Here is a 21273-nt window from a genome sequence, read left to right as displayed (position 1 = left end):
TCAACTCCTTTTCCAAAAACACTGAAGGCTCACTTATGCAGGGTTGTGCGTCGACGCCAGGGTTTTTATAGAGCACCGGTTAGACCGTTAGCGCATGGGCTTATGCGCTACTTGCCGAAGTGGTAACTCACGTCCAGCCAGACCTGGCGCCCATAGGGGTCGTAGTTGCCGCTGGGGTAATACGGCCAGCCGGCGGAGTCATCGTGCTTGACCTGATTGAGCAGGTTGTTGACGGTCAGGCCGACACTCGCCTGCTCGTTCACCTGGTAACGGGCGCTGGCGTTGAAGGTGGTCCAGGGCGACAGGCGCCCATCGCCGGCGCCATTGGTCACGCTGCCGTAGCGAATGCCGGTCAGCGTGGTGGTGAGGTGCTGGTAGTCCCAGGTCAGGCTCGCGTTGACCTTGCTGCGCCAGTCGTGGTTGTCGGTGCTGGAGCGCAGGTTCTGGGTTTGCGCATCGTCCGATTCCTTGAGGTAGTGGGACAGCACCAGGCTGTAGCCAATCGCCGAACTGAACGCGCCGTACTGGCCTGCGCCCCAGCGAATATTACTCTTGAGGTCCAGGCCGCTGACCCGCTCGCTGGCGGCGTTGATCGCATTGACCTGCACCCGTTGCAGCACGTTCGGGTCCACTGCCGCCGTGCTGGCATTGCGCTGGATGCGTGCCAGGACGTCGGCGCAAGTGGTCGCATCAAGCTGGCCGTTGCGGCACTGGTTTTCCTGTTGCAGCAAGCGGTTGATGTCGACGGTGGTCAACAGGTCCTTGATTTCGACGCGCCAGAAGTCGGCGGAGAAATCAAACTGATGCGAAGGCGACCAGACAAAGCCGTACGTCCAGGACTTGCCACGCTCGGAGGCGAGGTCCGAATTACCGGTCTGGGTGTAATCCACGCGGCCTCGGTCACACGCCCCCTCTACGCCCTTGCTGCAACCGTAATAGTCGATCTGGTCAGGCGTGTAGCCATTGGTCGCGGCCTGGTAGAGGTAGTTGAGGTCGGGTGCGCGAAAGCTGGTGCCGTAGCTACCACGAAACAGCAGGCTGGTCACCGGGCGCCATTCCAGGCCCAGGTTGTAGGTTTTTTGTTGCTCGGTGCGGCCACTGAATTTGTATTGGTCCCAGCGCCCGGCCGCCGAGGCGAGCAAGGTGTCGGTAACGGGAATGCTCAGCTCGCCACCCGCGGCGTAGCGGTCACGCGAACCGCCTGAATTGGAGGCCGGCGTGGTGTTGTAAAACGTGCCGTCATTGAGTTGGTCGTCGACATCGACGCTGTAGGATTGCCGCCCCACTTCGGTCACACCGGCAAAGCCCACCGGCCCGGCGGGCAGCTCGAACAGGTCGCCGTTGATGTTGGCGCTGAAGGTTTGGGAAACCGATTTACTCTTCTGCACCAGGTTGCCGCGAAACTGATCCCACTGCTCCGGAGTCAGCGGCTGGTCCAGCCGCGAAGGGTCTGGCGCGAAGACCGGGTGCCCGTCCTGTGTGCCCAGTTGCGGCCCGAGGTAGTAATCGCGGATGCCGCTCAAAGGCGTGTAGCGGGTGGTGCGGTCGCTGGTGTACTCGGAGCGGTTCGCCGCAATCTGATAACCCCAATCACTGTTGGTGAACTTGTCTTCCAGGCCCAGGGTGCCGGTCCAGGACACTTCGCGCCATTTGCTGTTGTTGCTGGTCTTGCCACCGATTTCCTCGCTGGAAAAGTTGCGTGACCAGCGCTCCAGGTTACCGGTGTTGCGGTTGATAAAGTCCGGCGAGGTGAAGCTTGGGCCGCGCGTGTTGTTCTGCGTGTGATCAAAGCCAAACATCAAGTCGGCGAACACTTTGCCGGTGTCGCTGAAGTGCCAGGTGCCGCGCGTGTAGCCGTCATAGTTTTCCTTTTGCGCCTGCAAGGTCCAGTAGTCGTTGTAGTACTGGTTGGTGGTGCAGCGGGTGCTGCTGCCACCGAGCTTGCCGTTGTAGATACCGCCGTAGGCACCGCAGCCGGGGCCGAGGTAGGCGCCGCTGTCGAGGTTACGGCGGTAGCCCACATCCTTGGCCGGGCCGTCGCTCATAAAGCCGCGCTGGTTGGCCCAGATCGGTTGGCGCTGGGTCAGCTCCAGGCCGAATACCCCGTCAAAATCGCCCCAGGTGTCGCCGCCGCTGATCTGCAGGCGCTGGTTGTCGCCGCCGCCACGCTCGGCGGCGCCACCACGCAGATTGACGTCCACGCCGCTGATCTTGTCTTTGAGGATGATGTTCACCACCCCGGCAATCGCGTCGGAGCCATACACCGCCGAGGCGCCGCTGCTGAGGATCTCGATACGCTCGATCATCACCGCCGGGATGTTCGCAAGGTTGGTGAAGTTGACCGCGCCGTCGTACGCCGTGGGGTAGTCGGCCACGCGCCTGCCGTTGATCAGCACCAGTGTGTGGTTCGGCCCCAGCCCTCGCAGGTTGAGGGCACTGGCGGCCGGCTGGAAGGTGTTGCCGTAGTCTTCGCCCTGGGTCATGCCGGTGTTCTGGGTTTGCGAGGCGATGGCGTCGTAGACGTTTTTGTAGCCCCTGCGGGTGACTTCGTCAGCGGTGATGACCGTGACCGGCGACGGCCCTTCAACCTGGGCACGGGCAATGCGTGACCCCGTGACCACGACCTTTTCCAACGCTACATCGCCCGGGACTTTCGCCGCCGTGGGCGCAGCCTTGACCGCCGCTGCAGGTGGCTTGGCCGCCCGGCGCAGGGTCCAACCGCCGTCGCCACTGGGTACGGCGTCGAGGGCTGCACCGCGCAGTGCCTGTCGCAGCGCTTGCTCGGTGGTGAAGGTGCCCCGCACCGGCGCGCTGGTCAGGCCTTGCACAAGGTCTTGCTGGAAGGAAATGATCTGCCCGCTGCTGCGCGACAGGGTCAACAGCGCTTGGTCGAGGGGGCCGCTGGCGATATCAAAATCAAAAGTCTGGGCGGTCGATATCGCAGACAGCGGCTGTGCCAGCACCGCCGTGCCATGTCCCGCCAAGGTCAGGCCAATCGTCAGAGACAGTGCCGCCAGAGATGCGCGACTGAGAGGTTTGCGTTGCATGGTTGAGGTTCCCATCATTGATATGCCGTTGATGGGTTGAACAACAGATCGGGTTTTTTTATAGGCGGCCGTTAGGCTAAAAAAGCATGGGTTTATAACGGCCCGAAACAACACTCCCAGGCAGATACACCCTGGCCTGTATTGGGTTGTGCAACAGTGGCGGGGGTTTTATAGGGCTGGGGAAATTATTTTTATCGGCGCTCGATACTGACCCAATAAGGGCTGTGATAATCGATCTGCACCGGCAAGGATTTGGCCAGTAATTGCAGGGCGCCCTGGCTGTCGTCCAGCGGGAAAATCCCGCTCAGCCTCAGGCTCGCCGCCTCGGGGCTGACGCGGATGATGCCGCGCCGGTAGTCACGCAGGGCTTGCACCACTTCACCCAATGAGCGGTCACGCACTTCCAGCAAGCCTTGGGTCCACGAGGCCTCGCCGCCGCTGGCGGTTTCCAGATCGAGGATGCCGTGGGCATTGAACGTGGCTTTCTGGCCGGCACTGATCACCTGCACAGTGCCGTCGCGCGTGGTGATTTCCACCTGGGAATGCAGCATCGTGATTTGGGTACGATCCTCGCCCTGCTGTACCAGAAACCGCGTACCCAAGGCGCGCATGCGGCCGTGTTCGGTCTCGACGATAAACGGTCTGAGACTGTCCTTGAAAACGTCGACCAACAGCTTGCCGTCGAGCAACTGCAACAGCCGTTGCCGAGCATCGAAATGCGTCAGCACCTTGCTGCGCGCATCCAGGGTCAATGCACTGCCATCCTCCAGCGTGAGGTTCAGGCGCTCGCCCGTACCGGTGCGCAAAGCGCCCAACGGCAACCAGCTGTCGGACAGCCGCGTGATCAGACTTCCAAACGACACAACGCCAACCAGCGCCAGGGTATTGCGCAAGAAGCGCCGGCGGCCCGACGGTGCGTTGAGGGTGTGCAACAGGCTGTCGCGGGGCATGCGGCGCAGTTCGTCATTGTTCAGCACGGCCGGAACGCCGCCCATCATGTTGAAGATTTCGGCACGCCGTGGGTCGCCCTCACTCCAGCGACGGAACGCCTGGTGCTCCTGAGCACTGGCGTGCCCGGATTGCAGCAACGCCATCCACTGTGCTGCCTCGTCGATGATCGCCTCATCCGGCGCGCTGTGGCTCATGGCTGTGTCATCGCCAGGTAGCAGCGCTTGAACGCATCGGCCATGTACTGCTGAACCCGGCTGACCGAGACCTGCAGGCGCTCGGCGATCTGCGCATAGGTCAAACCGTCCAGCTGGTGATACAAAAACGCCGCCTTGGCCTTGGCCGACAAACCGTCGAGCAAGCGGTCGACTTCCAGCAGCGTCTCGATCAACAGCAAACGCTCCTCGGGCGACGGGTGCACCATCATCGGCGCCTGGGCCAATGCTTCCAGGTAGGCACGTTCCAGGTCCTGGCGACGCCAGCCCTCATAAATCAGGCGCCGCGCGATGGTGGTCAGCAACGCCCGCGGCTCGCGGATTTGCGAAGGGTCGGGCAATGCCAGTACCCGCAGGAAGGTCTCCGATGCAATGTCCTGAGCCCCATGGGCGCACCCCATGGCCCGGCTTACCCGCGTGCAAAGCCAACTGTAGTCACTTTTGAACATCTGCCCAATCAGACCGAAATGTGGGTTCTGATTCACACCCATTGCATGCTCCATGCGAATAAAGGCCATTCAGCCTGGCGGTTGATGAGCAATGGAAAGCCATCGCTGGAGGCGGACTTTGCATGAGGGGAGCATAGGTTAGGAAAGAATAAAAAATAACAGCAGCCTGTCAAATTGGCATATGCAGAAAAATCAGATACGGGGCAGCGCCCTGGCTGTCAGGTCAGTGCGAAGACACATAGACAGAAGGCTGCACCGGCGCTGGCAGCGAATAGGTTGCTTTCATCCATTCGACTTCAGCATGGGGTGTGCGGCCGAAGTAGCGCTTGAACTCTCGGCTGAACTGCGATGCGCTTTCATAGCCCACGTTAAAAGCCGCAGATGAGGCCGACATGTCGTCGCGGAGCATCAACAACCTTGCCTGGTGCAGACGAGTCGATTTCAGGTACTGCATGGGTGAGGAGTCGGTGACTGTTCGAAAGTGCAGATGAAAGCTGGGTACGCTCATACTCGCCTCCTGGGCCAGGCACTCGACGTCCAGCCGCTCCTGGTAACAGCTGTGTATCTTGCGAATGGCGCGGGTCACCTTTGCGAAATGGCCTTGCTTGCCAAGGGCCGCCCGCATGGACCCTCCTTGTTCACCTGCGATGATCCGGTAGTAAATCTCGCGCACCAGCGAGGGGCCGAGGATCGGGCCATCGACCGGATGGCTCATCGCTTCGAGAAAGCGCAGTGTGGACTCGCGCAACATCTCGTCCATCGGCGAGGAATACATGCCTTTGGGACGTTCGTGGGTCGGACCGGATTTTTCGTCAATTTCCAGGATCAGTTCGCCAGCGAGTTTGAAATCCAGGCGCATGTATACCGCCAGCATCGGTTCCTCTTCGCTGGCGTCGGTTTCCATGGTGAAAGGCACTGGCACAGACACCACCAGGTAGTGCTGGGCGTCGTAAAGGTAGACCTCGTCGCCCAGATAGCCGAGCTTGCGCCCCTGGCACAGGATGACGATGCCAGGCTCGTAGAGCACTGGCGTGCGGGTCAGCGGGCGATTGGAGCGCAGAAAGCGTATGTCTTCCAGTGCGCTCAGGTTGTAGCCCTCCAGGGGGGCCAACTGCTCCATCAGTTGGACCATGCGCCGGGTTCGCGCGGCAAAATGATTCATAGGCCCCTCTTGCGGTTTCACGAAGCGTGACCATCCGTAGAGCGTGTCAGTGCTTCCCATTGGTCGATGTCACGCAGGGATTGCGTCAGCTTTTCGCGCACAAAGCCTATGGCATCGCTGCCGAGCAGCAGGTGGGCCGGTGGGTTGTCGCTGGCGATCAACTGCAGCATGGCTTGCGCGGCTTTTTGCGGGTCTCCCAGTTGGTGGCCGCTTTTCGCTTCGCGCGCCTGGCGTACCGGATCAAAGCTGGCATCGTAGTCGGCAATGCTGCGGGGCGTACGCTGCATCGAGCGGCCGGCCCAATCGGTGCGAAATGAGCCTGGCGCCACGGCGGTGACAAAAATGTTGAATGGCTTGAGTTCTTTGCTCAGGGTGTCGGAGATGCCTTCCAGCGCGAACTTGCTGGCGCAGTAGTAGGCGATACCCGGCATCGTGATGGTGCCGCCCATGGACGTGATGTTGATGATGTGCCCGCTGCGGCGCTGGCGGAAGTACGGCACGAACGCCTTGGTCACGGCAACGGCGCCGAACACGTTGACGTCGAACTGACGACGCATTTCTTCCAGCGGCGACTCTTCGAAAATGCCCTCATGGCCGTAACCTGCGTTGTTCACCAGCACATCCACCGGGCCGTAGCGGGTCTCGATCTCGGCAACGACGCTGTCGATCCGCTCAAAGTCGGTGACATCCAGGATCACGCCATGAGCACGCTCCGCTGATAATGCCTCGAACGTTTGCAGCGCGGCTTCGTTGCGAACGGTACCAATGACACGGTGGCCTGCAGCCAGTGCCTCGGTCGCGAGGGCCTTGCCAAAGCCGCTGCTGATGCCGGTGATGAACAGGGTTTTGCGAGTGCTCATGGAAATTCCTCTCGGTTACTGAGTGCTAATGGTAGCCAAGCCACCGCTGGCGACCTATGCCGGATCATCTATGAGGCTTGCCTATTCCTATTTGCTTCTGCTCATACGCTCAATTGTCCCGATGTGGCTCGATTGACGCAGGCTGATGCATGGTCCGGCCCGCCCCAGTGGGTGTCACTGAGGCGGTCGGCACCACTCCACGTTACGTCAGCCAGACATCGACCTGCCGCTCCGCGCCCTCTATAAACACCAAGGCCTCGACCTGCCCCGCCTCTATCAGGTCTTGGCTGACGCCTTTTATCAATTCAAGCTGCGCGGCGCTGTCGACCAGCTCAACACGTGCTACCGGAGCCTTCATGGATTGGCTGGCGTCAGACTTTGCTTTGCGAATCGCAGACAGCACGCTGCTCAGGCTCATCAATAACTGTTCAACAGCCGCGTCAGGGCAAGCGCCCCCTTGCGGCCAGGGCGCCTTGTGCACTGAGCCGCAATTCCAGGATTGCCAGATCTCCTCACACACAAAGGGCAGAAATGGCGCAAACAGTCGCTGCTGCACGCTCAGCGCATGTGCCAATGCATTACGCGCCGAGTAGCCGTCGGGTCGATAGGCACGACGCTTGACCAATTCGACGTAGTCATCGCAAAACCACCAGAAGAATCCTTCGATACGCGACAACGCCCCGCTGTAGTCATAGGCCTCCAGCGCGACGGTAGCGTCCTGGACTACGCCACCCAAACGTTCAAGCATGGCTTGATCCAGCGGTTGGTCGATATCCCCGGTGTCATCCTTCGCAAAGCCTTGAACCAACCTCGAAAGATTGAACAGCTTGACGGCCAGGCGGCGGCCGATTTTCATCTGCTGCTCTTCAAAGGCTGTGTCACTGCCGAGCCGCGCCGAGGCAGCCCAATAGCGCACGCCGTCACTTCCATACTGGTCGAGCAAGGCTTGAGGGGTGACCACATTCCCCTTGGACTTGGACATTTTCTTGCGATCAGGATCAAGGATCCACCCGGAAAGCGCGACGTTGCGCCATGGCGCGCAACCGTGTTCAAAATGGCTGCGTACCAGTGTCGAGAACAGCCAGGTTCGGATTATGTCGTGACCTTGGGGCCTGAGGTCCATCGGGTATATTTTGGCAAACAACCCATCGTCCTCTCCCCAGCCGCCGGCAATCTGAGGCGTCAGGGAACTGGTGGCCCAGGTGTCCATGATGTCTTGTTCACCGATAAACCCGTTGGGTTGACCACGCTGCTCGGGTCGATACCCAGGCGGTGTATCCAGGCCCGGATCAACAGGCAGGCTTGCCTCACTGGCGATAATCGGAGCGCCATGCTCGGCTTCGCCTTGTGCGTCCAGGCGATACCAGAACGGAATCGGCACGCCGAACGTACGTTGGCGACTAATTAGCCAGTCTCCATTCAACCCCCCTACCCAATGCTCGTAACGCCTGAGCATGTGCGGCGGATGCCAGTCCAACGCCTGGCCAGCGTCGAGCAACACGTCCCTCAGGTTCGCGTCGCGTCCGCCATTGCGCAAGTACCATTGCCGCGTCGCGAGAATTTCCAAAGGCCGGTCGCCTTTCTCGAAGAACTTTACCGCGTGGTTAATCGGTCGTGGTTCATCTCGCATGGCGCCGCAGTCACGCAACATCGAAACGAGCTGCGTACGAACCTGGGACAGGGTACGGCCGGCCAGGCCTGCGTAGGCCTGTTGGCTGCGCGGAGTCGTCAACCAGGAGGGCGTCTCAAGTAACAGGCGCCCGTCCTTTCCCAGGACTGACCGTGTGGGCAGCTGCAACTCCCGCCACCAAATCACATCGGTTAGATCGCCAAAGGTGCAGACCATCGCCAACCCGGTGCCCTTGCCGGGGTCACCCAAAGGGTGGGCCAGCAGCGGAACGTCCAGGTCAAAAATCGGTGCACGCACGGTCTGCCCGAACCTCGCCTGATAACGAGCGTCGTCCGGGTGAGCCACCAGCGCCACGCATGCCATCAGCAACTCAGGTCGAGTCGTAGCAATCTTCAGTTCGGCACCATCAGCCGCGTCGAAGCCGAGCTCGTGATACGCACCCGCAACCTCGCGCTCCTCAAGCTCTGCCTGGGCTACGGCCGTCTGGAACGTCACATCCCAGAGACACGGAGCCTCCTGGCTATAAAGTTCGCCACGCTGGTAGTTACGCAGTAACGCGCGCTGACTGGCTCGTTGGGAGCGTTCATCAATGGTGGCGTATGAAAGACTCCAATCAACGGACAAGCCCAGTTGCACGAACAGTGCACGGAACGCTTGCTCATCGATGGCCGTCAGCTCATGGCACAACTCGATAAAGTTGCGCCGACTGATGACGTCAAAGTCAGCCCGTTTTAATGGAATTGACTCGGAGGGTTTGAAGCCAGGCTGGTAAGCGGCCAACGAGTCGCAACGTACGCCGTAGAAATTCTCGACCCTGCGTTCGGTCGGCAAGCCATTGTCGTCCCAACCCATGGGGTAGAACACAGCCTTGCCGCGCATCCGCTGGAACCGGGCGATGATATCGGTGTGGGTGTAGCTGAAGACATGGCCAACGTGCAACGAACCTGAGGCTGTCGGTGGCGGCGTGTCGATGGAGAATACAGCGTCGCGTTGGGCGCTGTGGTCAAAGGCATACGTGCCTTCGAGCTGCCAATGCTGAGACCAGCGTGTTTCGAGGTTTTCAAGCGAGGGGGTGACGGTTTGATCGTTTAGAACTTCATCACGTTTAACGGTGACATAGCTTCCTCCTGTCAACATCATGGGGCGCAACAACGGTTGTGCGCCGAAGCAAACTTTATATTCAATCGCCTGCGGAAAGTAAACCCCTTGAACCAGGCCATTTTTTCCACAAAATAGCGTAAAAACAGTCCGGAAGATTTCTCACATTCAACAGGTACCCTATGCACACCCCCGTCACAATCATCGGTGCTGGCCTGGGCGGTCTCATCCTGGCTCGCGTGCTGTACGTCCACGGCATTGCCGCCACCGTCTATGAAGCAGAGCCGTCGGCAACCGCACGCGCCCAAGGCGGGATGCTCGATATCCACGACTACAACGGCCAACTGGCCTTGCAGGCAGCGGGCCTGACGGACGAGTTCCGCGCGCTTATCCTGAAAGGTCGCGAGGCGACTCGGGTGCTTGATTGGCAGGGTGCCACTCTGTTGGATCAACCCGACGACGGCACAGGCGGCCGTCCCGAGGTCATGCGTGGCGAGCTGCGCAAGATGCTCCTCGATTCACTGCCCGCCGGTACTGTGCGCTGGGGCCACAAGGTCAAGAGCGTGCGCGCCCTCGGCGAGGGTCGCCACGAAGTGACCTTCGCCGACGGTACTTGCGTTGCCACCCACCTACTGGTTGGCGCGGACGGAGCCTGGTCAAAGGTCCGGCCGCTGCTCAGCGACGCTGCCCCCGAGTACATGGGCCGCTCGTTGATCGAAACCTACCTGTATGACAGCGACGCCCGGCACCCGGCCACCTCCAGGGCGGTAGGTGGCGGTGCGATGTTCGCACTTCAACCGGGAAAAGGGATCCAGGCGCACCGTGAGACGGGCGCCACGCTGCACACCTACGTAGTGCTCACCGAATCCCAAAGCTGGTTTGCCGCCATCGATTTCACCGACACGCCAACGGCGGCGGCACGGATCGCGCAGGAATTCGCAGGCTGGTCCCCTGCCCTCACGGCATTGATCACCGACAGCGACACCGAACTGGTATGGCGCCCGCTCTTTATGCTGCCGGTTGAGCACCGCTGGGAGCGGGTGCCGGGCGTAACGCTGATCGGTGATGCCGCACACCTTGCGGCCCCGAATGGCGAAGGTGCCAACCTGGCCATGTACGATGGTGCCGAACTCGGCAAGGCCATCGCCTCATACCCTGATGACGTCGAAGCCGCCCTGGGCGAATACGAACAGGCCATGTTCCCGCGCAGCGCGCAAATGGCTGCCGAGGGGAATGAACTGCACGAGTTGCTGTTTGGTGACGATGCACCCTATAGCCTGGTCAGCATGTTCAACGGGGTTGCGTCGCAGCGGTGAAGCAACCGGCGGGCCACAGGCATTGATTCTTGGGGCGATCACGCTCGTCTTCATACCTGATCAACACCGCCAGGCTGTATGACCCAGCATATCCACCCTATCCTTCAGGTTTGCTTATAACAGTAAGAACGCCAAGCCTGGAGGTCGGTGCATCAGTTGAAAGCCGCACTAGCTCGATAATATAAAACGTTTCAAAGACCGGATGTTATTTTCAGAGCACTCCTAAATACGGCGAAAAACTTAGTCGGTAGGCTCGGCAGCGACTCATTATTGAATCAACGCTGAGAGGCAGACAGCCGTGATAAATAAACATTTGCGAATATTGGTTCTAGATAGCATTCACGCGCAATCTATGCAGCTGGAAAAGATGCTAAATACAATGGGGTACTTCTGTATTGCCACAAGTTCTTCAGTCGATGAGTGCGTCAAGTTGAGTTTTGCCGGGTTAAAAAGATTTGATTTACTGTTGGCCGCTGAACCCTTGTTAAGACAGCGCCAGCTGGCAGCGTCCGAACAGTTTGAAATCAGTAACCTTTTCGCCTATAGCTGCCCTTCAAATGGTCCCGCGGCGCGGTGCTCGGTAAGAGGAGCGATTTGTTACAAATACGGCCTGCCGGAGTACACGGTGCTTGAGCAGTTTATGGCCCGTTTGGTGCCTGCCCCCGAAGACTTTCGTCGCACCACGCATGACTGGCGACTCGCCTGCAGCGATGAATATTGAATTGTTCGACACCTCGTTCGAACCTCATTCAAATTCTACGATGCTTCCTGTGCAGCGCTGGTAACCGTGTTGCGAGTACCGCAGCAATCAACGCGCTGCCTGACATTAAAAGTAACCCCGCCAACGCGTAGCCCATTGCAGCCTCTGCTATCTGGCACAAGCCATTGGAAAAAACGTTAGGTGTGATCAGGCAGCAGAAAAAGAATCCCATGACAGGGGCTCGCTGGGCAATAACAACGGAATCAATCATCTCTGACAGCAACGAAACCGTCGCGATACCTCCCAGGAAGACCCCCAGCAGAATTGAAAGCATGACGTGGACGAATGCGTACTGCCAACTAATGGTAAAGATGAAGAACGACAGCATGCCCGTCAGCGCAAACGAGGTGATCAGTACTCGGCGCGCGCCATATCTTCTAAATACTGATGCGCCATAGAAGGCGAACAGATTTCCAAAAGCGTACGCGCTGACTGCCAACTGCCCGAATTGCCAGGTAAAGCCACTCTCTTCACGGATGTGGTAAAGGTAGTTATCGCGAAAGCTGGAAATGCATAGGCTTAACAACACGGTCATCACTCCCAGTAACATAATGCGACCAGACCATATTGAGCTGCCCGGTGGTTGTTGTACTTGGTAGCTGTCCAGTCGCAGGTGCCCGGCTGCCTCACTGAACCAGGGTTTTGCAAACACAAATATCGCTATCGCAATCGGCAGGCCAGCCAAACCGAACGCGACCAGGGTCTCATGCCAGTCCGTTGCTTCGCCGATAATAGTTCCCAAATTCACAGCAATTAAAGCGCCTGCCCCCATGGAAAAAAACACCGCCGCGACCACATTGGATCGGTGACGCGGGAAGTAATTGATGCCAATTGTCAGAATGGCCAGGATATGAAACGCGATCCCCACTCCCACAATTAACCGCGTAGCGAACATGCCTTGGAATCCCACGGCATACGCAGTCCACACCGTTGCCAATGAGGCTATCAACAGCCCCGCTACCGCTAATCCCTTACGGTTGACGACTCGTAACAGGTAACCAGCGCCGAAACTCGCTGCCCCCAAGCCGAACTGGATGGCTTCCGATGCCATTTGTACTTGGCGCTGTGTCAGCCCGAGGTCGTGGCGAATACCGCTGGCCAGCACCCAAAAAATACGCCGGTCCACCGACACCAACAGGCACGACAGGCCGAGTAGCGCGAACATCCAAAGTGCCGCCGAGTGTTTATCTTTCATAGTCGGATGCCGAGAGTTCCTGATCAAGTTGACGCCACTGCTGCATGATCTCTCGCAAGTGCGCACGGCAATGTGATTCGTCCATCGGTGATTTGGTGCGCAGCAGGCTTTCAAACTTTTGTAAGGCCAATGCGATGTCGATCCACCCCATTGAAAGTGCTGCACCGTGCAGGCGATGGGCTCTGTGCAAGGCAAGTTCCGAGTTACGTTGGATCACCGCTTCCAGCAAGTGAAGTAAGTCTTCGAGCATCAACACTCGGATCTGGTTGAGACCAAGGCTGACCAGGCTGTCTGGCTCAGGCTGCTTTTGCACAACGCAAACGTCACACCACGACTCAATAGTGGACTTCAACTTGGCCAACTGAATGGGCTTGCTGAGCACGCCATCCATATCTACCTCAAAGCAGCGCTCGAGATGGTCATGCCCGGTGGACGCAGAGATCGCAATGATCGGGCAACGCGCACGTTCCTGGCTAACCTCAAGGGCCCGCAGTTCAGTGGCCACGGTGTAGCCATCCTTGTCGGGCAAGTCGCAATCCAGCAATACCAGGTCAAACACCTGCTCTTTAAATTGCAAAACGGCCTGGGCCGCATTGGGTGCGAGTGCCGCGTCGAATCCAAACTGATGGAGCTGTGCCAGCAACACTTCCTGGTTGGCACGGGCATCCTCCACCAACAGTATGCGCAGAATTGCAGGCGAACCGTGGCCCGCCTCCGGCTCGTTAACCTCTGCTGAAGTGAAGAGCGCCGGGGTGAGTTGTACGCCTGCGGCATGCTCGTTAATCTGCGCTGTCGCTGATTGCGAGAGTATGGAAAGCGCCATGATCGTGCCCTCCCCCAGCTTGCTGGTGAGCGACAGGGTGCCCCCCATCAGCTCAACCAGTTCGCGGCATATCACCAGGCCAAGTCCGGTGCCTCCGGACCGTTTGTACGAATGTTTCGCCTGTGAATACGGCGTGAACAGGCGTTCCTGGAGGTGTGCAGAAATACCGATACCCGTATCCACTACCACAATATCGAGCTTCTTCAGCTCAGAGACGTCGGTAGCGCTTACCACCACCTTGACCTGCACCGAACCGTATTCAGTGAACTTAATCGCATTCGAAATCAGGTTATGCAATATCTGCGTTACCCGCCCCTCGTCCAGCATCAGGTACCCAATCGTCTCGGGCGCTTCCAGGGTGAGATCGATACCCTTGGTCTGGGCACGGAGCCCGTAGAGCGCAACCGCCTCTCTCGCCAGCGCGGCAGGATCTACAGCCTCCAGTTCCAGGAGCATTTGCTCGGCGTCGAGCCGTGACAAATCCAGCACATCATCGAGGAGCGTCAGCAGTGTATTGGCGCCGCTGCTGGCCAATGAGGAGAGATGACGCTGTTCGTGATTCAGGCGTGTCAGGGACAGCAGTTCCACGGCCGCCAGGACCGCGTTCATAGGCGATCGGATTTCGTGGCTCATTACCGCCAGGAACTTTGCCTTCTCACGCTCACTGCGCACTGCCCGACGACGTTGCCGGTGGGTTTGATGCACCAGGCCCAGTAATATCGCCAGCATCAAGCCTGCGAGGATTACTTCGTGCAAATAGTCTTCAAGGATTGACTTAGAGCTCGTCGTTGCACCATATCCCGAGGCGAGCAGCCAATGCTGGTGCATATGGTAGGCGCTCTCTGACGATATCGATCCCAACGTCTTTTGCAGTATTGAAAGCAGCATCGTCTGGTCATCACGTACCGCCATGCGGATCTCGGAATTCATCGAAGCAATCACTCCGGACAGCTGCAGCACACCCTCGAACCTCGAGTCGAAGTACGGAATCAGGTAAGTCTCGGTACCGAGTACTGCGTCAGCGTCCCCCTCTTTAACCAACCTCAAGGCTTCCAGCGCTGAATTGCTTTTTATGATGCTGACGTTCTTGAGGGTACCCTCAAGAATGGACTCAAACGGCCCCTTGGCTGCGATCGCTACTCGCTTGCCTTCCAGTTGGGCCAGGTCAAATATCAACGGTGTTTTAGCCCGTGAGATCACGACGGCAGGACTGGAGTGGTACGGATCAGTCATTGCGAGGCCAGGAATCTGCAATGTCGGGCCGATGCTCCGCATTGTGGAGATCAGGTCCACTTTGCCCTGTTGCAAAAGAGTGATTCGCGTACTGCCACCCTCTGTCAGTACATAACTGAACGTAATGCCCAGCTTGTTTGAGATCGCATTGAGGTATTCGGCCGACAGTCCCGAGAGCTTGGCGTCCTGCATGTACTCCAGCGCACCAAAACCTTCCAGGACTGCAACGCGCAGCGTCGGATGCTGGGCAATCCAGGCACGTTCGGCATCGGTCAGTTGGAGTGTTGTGTCCGACTCATCTGCCTGTGCGCCTGTGCCAGACAAGGTAAAGGCCAGTACAAACATTGCGAGCCAAACACGCTTCATGGCGAGCCAAGGGTTTCTTTGAGCTTGAACAGGCCGTTATTTGAAGTCACACCCAGCTTGCGAAATGCAGCGGTCTTCTGGGTGCTGATCGTCTTGATACTGCGGTTGAATTTTTCCGCAATTTCCGAGACCGTCATCCCCGCCAGGTAACAGCGAATAACCTCCTGCTCCCGCGCAGACAGCGAGGCCGCTTGTAACGCATCAAACGACTCATCGGTGGGTTGGACACTGCTTTGCGTGGTCGCTTCGGCAACGCTGTACGACATCTCGGCGTTTAAATAGACCGTGCCGGATGCAACGGCGTGAATGGCGCGAACGAGAGCCGACAGATCCTCACCCTTGCCGACAAAACCGCGCGCGCCCACCCGCAATGCAAGCGCAACGGTGGAGGGATCATGGTGTGCGGACAAAACCAAAATACGGCAGTCAGGGAATTTTGTACGGACCGCTCGAATCAATGACACCCCGTCCAGCTCATCCGGACCCAAGCCATAATCAAGCAGCAAGAGGTCCGCCGGGGCATTAGGCATTCCAGCCATCAGCTCGCGAGTAGAGCCGTAGTTGCCGACCAATTCAAACAGTGGCTCTTCACTGAGGTGGGCAGAAAGACCATGGCGGATAATCGCGTGGTCGTCCAGGAGGGCAATGCGAAGGCGTTTCATAATTTGGGTATACCAAGCTCGCGAGACAGCATGACTGCCGGGTGTGACTGGAAGCAGATTAGTCAGTTTTTAGGCCGCGCGTACGGGTTTTCGCGAGGTCCGGATCAAAAGTGGCCAAAGCGGGTGCATCAGGTATTTCTCTGCGCGCCGGGTGCAGGGCTCAAAGGTAGCAGTCGTGCGCTCGCGTGTTTCTCCATCGTCAACCTGCTCAAGAAATCTTGCACCTCCATTGGTCTGGAAAGTACGAAACCTTGCCCGTTCGTGCACCCAAGCCTGCGCAACAATATTCGGCATGAGTCTGTTTCGATACCTTCGGCAACCACCGTCATGTTCAAGCGTCGCGCCAATGCTAGCGTGGTCGCTATCACACGACGTGCCGTGGACTTGTTGTCCAGGTCGCGGATCAGCGCGCCGTCTATCTTTACTTCATCGAATGGCATGCTGGCAATTTGGCGGAGCGTCGCCGAGCCGGAACCAAAATCGTCAAGTGACACCCCGAAGCCTCGAACCTTGAGCGCGTTAATCGCCGCCGACAGGCATAGTTCGTCCATCACCGGGATGTCCTCGGTGAGTTCAATCTTCAGCAAGTGATTGGGCAAGCCCGCGCGCATCATCCGATCGGCCAGGCGTGCTGAAAACCCCGTGGTGCAAAGGGTATCGACCGAAGCATTGACTGAGATCGGGATCTCCAGGCGCATGCTTTGCAAGGAACACAACACCTCAAGCACCCTAGCCTTTACAAAACTGAACAACAGCAAATGCAAGCCCAGTTTGTTCACCAAAGGGATCAGTACCACAGGTGAAATATCCCCATGCTCAGGGTGGCGCCAGCGTACCAGCGCCTCAGCAGCCACGATCTCTCCCGTGCGCAAATCATGCTGCGGCTGGAATACCACGCGCAGCCCTTCCCCCGTAGCGAGCGCAATAATCACGTCGTCTTCACTCGGTACATCATTTCTGGCGGGTAATGGCCGATGAGCTATCTTCGGCATCGCAAAAAGCCCGTGCAGCGCATCACTCATCGCCTTGGCACTGAAGGAATACAGGGTTGTTGCGACGAAACCGGCGGCGCATGCCAGCTGAGCGTGAGCATCGAGCGCCTTGATGGATATACCCTGCCCCCGAACAGACGTTGCACCCGCGTGATGTTCCGCCAACGCGGTGAACGGCAGTAACGGTTCGGCGTCTGCCAACCAGAGAATGCGCGGGGCCTGCAAACTGCACGCTGAGCCATAGTGCTGCTTTAACGCGCTGGGTAACATCAGCCCATCGTTGCTGGTCGCACGAATCTCGGTCACCAACACATCCACCTGCGTTTGGCTTAGCTGCAGGCTGAGATCCTGAAGCCCTGACACGACACTCAGATGATGGATGCCCAAAGAACGCAATATTGATAATAAACGCGCTGCCCGTGGAATATCAGACTCCACCACTATGACGTGCAGGCGCTCAAGTTCACAGGGCCCGCAGGCAACGATTGAATTCACGACATTTTTCCAGGAGTTAGACACTGCGCTACCTTAATGAACGCAGAAAACGGCCGACATAGGACTGGGACTAAAAGCAAACGCCCCTGGCTGTTTTAGGTGCTGTCACCGTGACTATTGCCTAGGAGTCGGCCTGTCGTGATGGGGCATACGTCAGCAATAGGCAATGCTTACCTCGCTACTGATAAATAAGCGTGTAGTTCGCCACGGCATTTGCGCTACCGGCCGTCACGGTGTTGGCGGTTTGCAAATAACGAGCGGAGAGGTTGACCGAGAACCCGGTTGTGCCCGCAGCAGGTGAAATATTGAGGACGCGGTTCTGTGACAGTGGCTGCACTGCTCCGGATACGCCGCTGAATAGCTGGACACCAACGCCCGTCGCCACGCCTGTAACGGGCGTCAAACTCAAGACACCGTTGGCAGCATCAATCGCCGTGTACACCGGGTCTACCCGGAAGCTCACGGTGTTGGGAACCCGCGTCCCGATATTGGTCACTGCCGATTGCGAAGCTGCCGGTATTGCACCCGCACTGGGGTTACCGTAATAGCCGGGAAACCCCGGGCAATTGGTGACGTCAATTTTAAAGTTCACCTGCTGTGTGCCTGAGCCTACGCCTTTGAACTCAGACGTTTTATAGCTACCCATTGGTACGTTGACGTTGGGTGTGTTACAGGTCATGGCGACCACATTGATGCTGCCAGTAACGCCGACTTCAGAAATCGAGAACGCCGTACTGGTTTCAACCACAGTGGAATACACCAGCCTGCCGAAATCACTTGCGCGGATAGTACCGGTGCCTACGGGACCTGTCTTGATCAAGACCAGTGCAGCTAAAGGGCCCAACTTCAATGGTAAGGTCTTGCAGCTGTTGCCGGTCCCCGTACAACCACTTGGAACAATCTGCAATGTATTGTTACCTGCCCCCGCCGCTCCGGGGACAGTTTGTCCGGACCACCAGGAAACGCCGATACCGGGCACTGAAGTTGCGTAGACCTTACCTGCGTAGCCTCCAGTGTTGAAATCAACTTTACTGCCCAAACCATTAACGCTGAATACGTTGTAGGTGGTCACCGGTGACGTACGGTCAGTCGTACAAGAAAAGGTGACCCCTTCGCCCGCTTGGTGAAACTCTTGTATATAAAGCCGTGTACCGATGGCAGCGTCTCTGGGGACGGACAAGCTACCAATGTTAAGCGCCATCGTGCCGTTGAACGGGCGCACTGCAGTCGCATACCCGCAGCTTGTCGCCGCGCTGGCGGTTTGGCTACAGCCCCACAGGAGCAACCCCGCAGCTAACACACCAGATGGAGTTGCCATGTTCATAACCTTGCCTCAGTGATAACGCTAAACAGAAAGTTGATCGGTTTTTTATCCGCAGACTTCATCGCCCGGCACTCTTGTGAGTGCTGCTCTCATCGACCTCGGTCAGTCGCGTGTCGTCCAGGCACATCGCATTGGCCTTGAACAACTGGCCCTGCGCTTTAACCTCGGGCACTTTCAGCGTGCAAGCCTGATCGTCCTGCCCGCCCCAACTGACGTGCAGGCGTTGAGTGCCTTCCTTGACCCGCGCATACAACTGCCCACCCTGCCCCACGGTTCCTGCGGAATTGCCGGCGTCATCGATCACTTTGGCGCCAAACGGCAAAGGACTCTGGTCCTTCAGTCGCACGCTCAACAACAGCGCATCGCCCCTGACCGTAGCGAAATCCACCGACACGACGGCACCGGCACGTGGCGCTATCTGTTGGCTGGTCTCGCTCAACTCCACTCCTTCGTCAATGCCCTCAGGGTCGATCGCGATTTCATTACGTTGATAAGGCTGTAAATAACTGACGACCGCCGTACCTTTGCCATCGAGCCGCAACCCTGGATACCCCACCACCTTTGCACCGGCCGCACCGGGCGCGTTGATTACCGCCATGGTTTCACCGCTGAAGGGCGTCAAGGTCACCCCGTTGGGGTGAGCGACAATGGCGCCGCCGCCGCCCACCGAGGCACTGCTGTAGCCATCACCCTGGCTGAGGCTACCGTTGACGCGCATTTTCGAACCTTGGTATTGGCCGTTAACCGAGGTGCTGGTGGAGCGGCTCATGCCTTCGCGGCCTGCGGTCAGGCTATAACCGTACTCACGGTCTTCGCCGGCACTGCCACTCACGGTTGCCTGTTGGTTGTAGTGACCCTGGCTGTCACGTCCCATCCGAGCGGATAGCTGCGGCACGTTGGCAGACGAGCCAAACTCCAGCGGCATGCTCACCGTGAACAACAGGGTGTTTTCCATATCACCGAAACCGGCGCGGCTGCGGCTGAGGTTTACGCCATAATTGACGTACCCGAAGTGCTTGCTGTAACCCATCTGGTATTGCACGTCTCGCCCCGGCTGGTTCCAGTAGTTCTGGGTAAAGCCACTCAGGGACAAATGACCCCAGCCGTCGAGGCTCTGGTCGACGGACAACGTGAGACGATTGCGCGGACGGCCAAAGGTGGTCGTGTCGATGCCGGTCTTGTCGGCATCCCGAAAAAGCATCGCGTTGTTAAAGTCCAGGTAACCACTGGTGGAGAATCGATAGGCCGCCAGCGAGAAGTTGCTGCCGGTACTTTGGATATTTTTGCTGTAGGACAGGCGCATGCTTTGCCCTTGTTCGGCACCCGCCGCCAGCTCTGTGCGGGCCTGGGTCACGTCAACCGCCATCGCTCCGATTGGCGTGCCGAACGCAACACCGCCGAGCAGGGCCGTGTAGCCTTCACTCACCTGAGCGCCAGTGAAACCAGTCAGTGAGTTAGCCAGGCCGCGCTGGTAAGTGCCTTGCGCGAGCCTGGCCTGTTCATTGACGTAATTACTGCGGGTTTCGCCCACCGTCAGGCTGAAACGCGTAGTGCCTGGGCGTAGCAACTGATTGACCGAGGCGTACGGCACAATAAACCATTGCTCGCTGCCATCGGCCTCAAGCACCGTTACTTGCAGGTCGCCGCCATACCCCGTGGCATACAAATCCTCGATGGCAAAGGCGCCCGGCGACACGGTGGTTTGCAGCAGCAAATTGCCGCCCTGGCTGATGGATACCCGTGCGTTTGTGCGCGCGATGCCACGCACCACCGGCGCGTAGCCGCGCAGTGCATCGGGCAACATTCGGTCGTCACTGGCCACCTCGACGCCGCGATAAGCCAGGGTGTCGAAGATTTCACCGCTGGTATTGGACTCGCCCACCGTCAGCTGGCTTTTCAAACCGGTCAGGTCGCGCTGGGCGAAGGTATTGATCTGTTGGTATTTGCCACCGTCCAGGGTTTGCCATCTGAACGATCCGTTGTGCCGAAGGCGCCAATCACCCACGTTTAGCCCGGCATTCAGCCCCATGTAAGCCGAATCGTACTGCCCGGACTGGGTTTTGTTCCGGTTGGCGTTGAAGTCGTAGCCAAGCATCGCCGAACCGACACCACGATCCCACAGCTCCGGGCTGACATACCCACGCGCGTTACGCCGCATGGCGACCTGCGGAATACTGAAGTCCAGCTGCTGGGTGTCAGTGGAGAAAAACGCCGTAGCGCCGTCAATCACTTCATTGATGACGGGGCACTGCCCCTGCGCCGCCAGCACGGCGAGCGCCGTTGAAGACAGCGTCTCGACGTTTACGCCAATCAGTTCCAGCAAACGCGTGTTCACACACACTCTGGGCTTCTTGCCCTGCTTGTCGGAAACGATGCGAATATCCTCCCGGCCGCTGAGGCTCGAGTTCACCAGGATATCGGCTCGGTACTCACCAGACATGACCGGATTACCGCTCTGGTATAACTCCAGGTCAATCCCGCTTGAACCGACCGGTAGAAAGGCATCGTTGAACTGCACCTCCTCAGCCATCGCCTGGGGCATCAATAATGCGCTACAGATCAGGGTAATTCGCCCCCCCCAAACTTTGGAAAGGCGGGCGTCAGCGCAGGGAAAATCCCTGCGGCAAATGCGCAGATCAAAAAGCGGGTTCATAAATTACCTGAACAGCAGAAGGGGGAAGTAACTGAGGCCTGGTAT

At 58.4% G+C, this 21273-nt stretch carries 14 protein-coding genes; 2 read left to right on the top strand and 12 right to left on the bottom strand.

Features of this window, described 5'->3' with window-relative positions:
* Positions 1-107 precede the first annotated feature (107 nt).
* The 6 genes from ACW9I6_RS01150 to valS form a co-directional block, all read right to left on the bottom strand.
* The gene (locus tag ACW9I6_RS01150) at positions 108-3047 is read right to left on the bottom strand and encodes a TonB-dependent receptor (protein WP_177081845.1); all 2940 of its coding nucleotides are present in this window, start codon (positions 3045-3047) and stop codon (positions 108-110) included.
* A 191-nt stretch (positions 3048-3238) separates the two neighbouring features.
* Complete coding sequence (locus tag ACW9I6_RS01145) at positions 3239-4192, bottom strand: FecR domain-containing protein (RefSeq protein WP_178903475.1); 954 nt, start codon at positions 4190-4192, stop codon at positions 3239-3241.
* A complete protein-coding gene (locus ACW9I6_RS01140; RefSeq protein WP_457338726.1) occupies positions 4189-4701 on the bottom strand; it encodes a sigma-70 family RNA polymerase sigma factor in 513 nt (170 codons plus the stop codon). The genes ACW9I6_RS01145 and ACW9I6_RS01140 overlap by 4 nt, the downstream gene beginning before the upstream one ends.
* Before the next feature lie 181 nt (positions 4702-4882).
* Positions 4883-5821 carry an AraC family transcriptional regulator gene (locus ACW9I6_RS01135; protein ID WP_087693824.1) on the bottom strand — a complete coding sequence of 313 codons (939 nt, stop codon included), beginning with the start codon at positions 5819-5821 and terminating at the stop codon, positions 4883-4885.
* Positions 5822-5838: 17 nt separating this feature from the next.
* Complete coding sequence (locus tag ACW9I6_RS01130; RefSeq protein WP_003217687.1) at positions 5839-6681, bottom strand: oxidoreductase; 843 nt, start codon at positions 6679-6681, stop codon at positions 5839-5841.
* Positions 6682-6883: 202 nt separating this feature from the next.
* On the bottom strand, positions 6884-9451 hold the full coding sequence (valS, locus tag ACW9I6_RS01125; RefSeq protein ID WP_457338725.1) for a valine--tRNA ligase: 2568 nt from the start codon (positions 9449-9451) through the stop codon (positions 6884-6886).
* A 140-nt stretch (positions 9452-9591) separates the two neighbouring features.
* Between valS and ACW9I6_RS01120 the strand changes: the two genes are divergently transcribed.
* Entirely contained in the window at positions 9592-10725 is a 1134-nt protein-coding gene (locus ACW9I6_RS01120; RefSeq protein ID WP_457338724.1) for an FAD-dependent oxidoreductase, read from the top strand.
* A gap of 352 nt (positions 10726-11077) precedes the next feature.
* Entirely contained in the window at positions 11078-11446 is a 369-nt protein-coding gene (locus ACW9I6_RS01115) for a hypothetical protein (protein ID WP_052024243.1), read from the top strand.
* Positions 11447-11474: 28 nt separating this feature from the next.
* Here ACW9I6_RS01115 and ACW9I6_RS01110 read toward each other — a convergent pair whose 3' ends face one another.
* The 6 genes from ACW9I6_RS01110 to ACW9I6_RS01085 form a co-directional block, all read right to left on the bottom strand.
* Positions 11475-12680 (bottom strand): MFS transporter, encoded by a 1206-nt coding sequence (locus ACW9I6_RS01110; RefSeq protein WP_003217693.1) that lies wholly within the window; start codon positions 12678-12680, stop codon positions 11475-11477.
* Entirely contained in the window at positions 12670-15102 is a 2433-nt protein-coding gene (locus tag ACW9I6_RS01105; RefSeq protein WP_177067759.1) for an ATP-binding protein, read from the bottom strand. Before ACW9I6_RS01105 ends, ACW9I6_RS01110 begins: the two co-directional genes overlap by 11 nt.
* Positions 15099-15764 carry a response regulator transcription factor gene (locus tag ACW9I6_RS01100; protein WP_003217698.1) on the bottom strand — a complete coding sequence of 222 codons (666 nt, stop codon included), beginning with the start codon at positions 15762-15764 and terminating at the stop codon, positions 15099-15101. The genes ACW9I6_RS01105 and ACW9I6_RS01100 overlap by 4 nt, the downstream gene beginning before the upstream one ends.
* A gap of 128 nt (positions 15765-15892) precedes the next feature.
* Complete coding sequence (locus ACW9I6_RS01095) at positions 15893-17251, bottom strand: EAL domain-containing response regulator (protein WP_301051142.1); 1359 nt, start codon at positions 17249-17251, stop codon at positions 15893-15895.
* Between the two features lie 178 nt (positions 17252-17429).
* Positions 17430-18569: a fimbrial protein gene (locus tag ACW9I6_RS01090; RefSeq protein WP_043224613.1), complete on the bottom strand. Its 1140-nt coding sequence runs from the start codon at positions 18567-18569 to the stop codon at positions 17430-17432.
* Positions 18570-18633: 64 nt separating this feature from the next.
* The gene (locus ACW9I6_RS01085) at positions 18634-21117 is read right to left on the bottom strand and encodes a fimbria/pilus outer membrane usher protein (protein ID WP_457338723.1); all 2484 of its coding nucleotides are present in this window, start codon (positions 21115-21117) and stop codon (positions 18634-18636) included.
* Positions 21118-21273: the final 156 nt, after the last annotated feature.

It is taken from the genome of Pseudomonas sp. SDO5522_S412, from assembly GCF_054071215.1.
The sequence above is the reverse complement of the archived record's forward strand: the minus strand, read 5'-3'. Positions and strand labels throughout refer to the sequence as shown.

What these genes read in the sequence shown, in the direction of transcription:
- ACW9I6_RS01150 (WP_177081845.1), bottom strand. Translation starts at nt 3,047, where the DNA reads ATGCAACGCAAACCTCTCAGTCGCGCATCTCTGGCGGCACTGTCTCTG.
- ACW9I6_RS01145 (WP_178903475.1), bottom strand. Translation starts at nt 4,192, where the DNA reads ATGAGCCACAGCGCGCCGGATGAGGCGATCATCGACGAGGCAGCACAG.
- ACW9I6_RS01140 (WP_457338726.1), bottom strand. Translation starts at nt 4,701, where the DNA reads ATGGGTGTGAATCAGAACCCACATTTCGGTCTGATTGGGCAGATGTTC.
- ACW9I6_RS01135 (WP_087693824.1), bottom strand. Translation starts at nt 5,821, where the DNA reads ATGAATCATTTTGCCGCGCGAACCCGGCGCATGGTCCAACTGATGGAG.
- ACW9I6_RS01130 (WP_003217687.1), bottom strand. Translation starts at nt 6,681, where the DNA reads ATGAGCACTCGCAAAACCCTGTTCATCACCGGCATCAGCAGCGGCTTT.
- valS (WP_457338725.1), bottom strand. Translation starts at nt 9,451, where the DNA reads ATGATGTTGACAGGAGGAAGCTATGTCACCGTTAAACGTGATGAAGTT.
- ACW9I6_RS01120 (WP_457338724.1), top strand. Translation starts at nt 9,592, where the DNA reads ATGCACACCCCCGTCACAATCATCGGTGCTGGCCTGGGCGGTCTCATC.
- ACW9I6_RS01115 (WP_052024243.1), top strand. Translation starts at nt 11,078, where the DNA reads ATGCAGCTGGAAAAGATGCTAAATACAATGGGGTACTTCTGTATTGCC.
- ACW9I6_RS01110 (WP_003217693.1), bottom strand. Translation starts at nt 12,680, where the DNA reads ATGAAAGATAAACACTCGGCGGCACTTTGGATGTTCGCGCTACTCGGC.
- ACW9I6_RS01105 (WP_177067759.1), bottom strand. Translation starts at nt 15,102, where the DNA reads ATGAAGCGTGTTTGGCTCGCAATGTTTGTACTGGCCTTTACCTTGTCT.
- ACW9I6_RS01100 (WP_003217698.1), bottom strand. Translation starts at nt 15,764, where the DNA reads ATGAAACGCCTTCGCATTGCCCTCCTGGACGACCACGCGATTATCCGC.
- ACW9I6_RS01090 (WP_043224613.1), bottom strand. Translation starts at nt 18,569, where the DNA reads ATGGCAACTCCATCTGGTGTGTTAGCTGCGGGGTTGCTCCTGTGGGGC.
- ACW9I6_RS01085 (WP_457338723.1), bottom strand. Translation starts at nt 21,117, where the DNA reads ATGCCCCAGGCGATGGCTGAGGAGGTGCAGTTCAACGATGCCTTTCTA.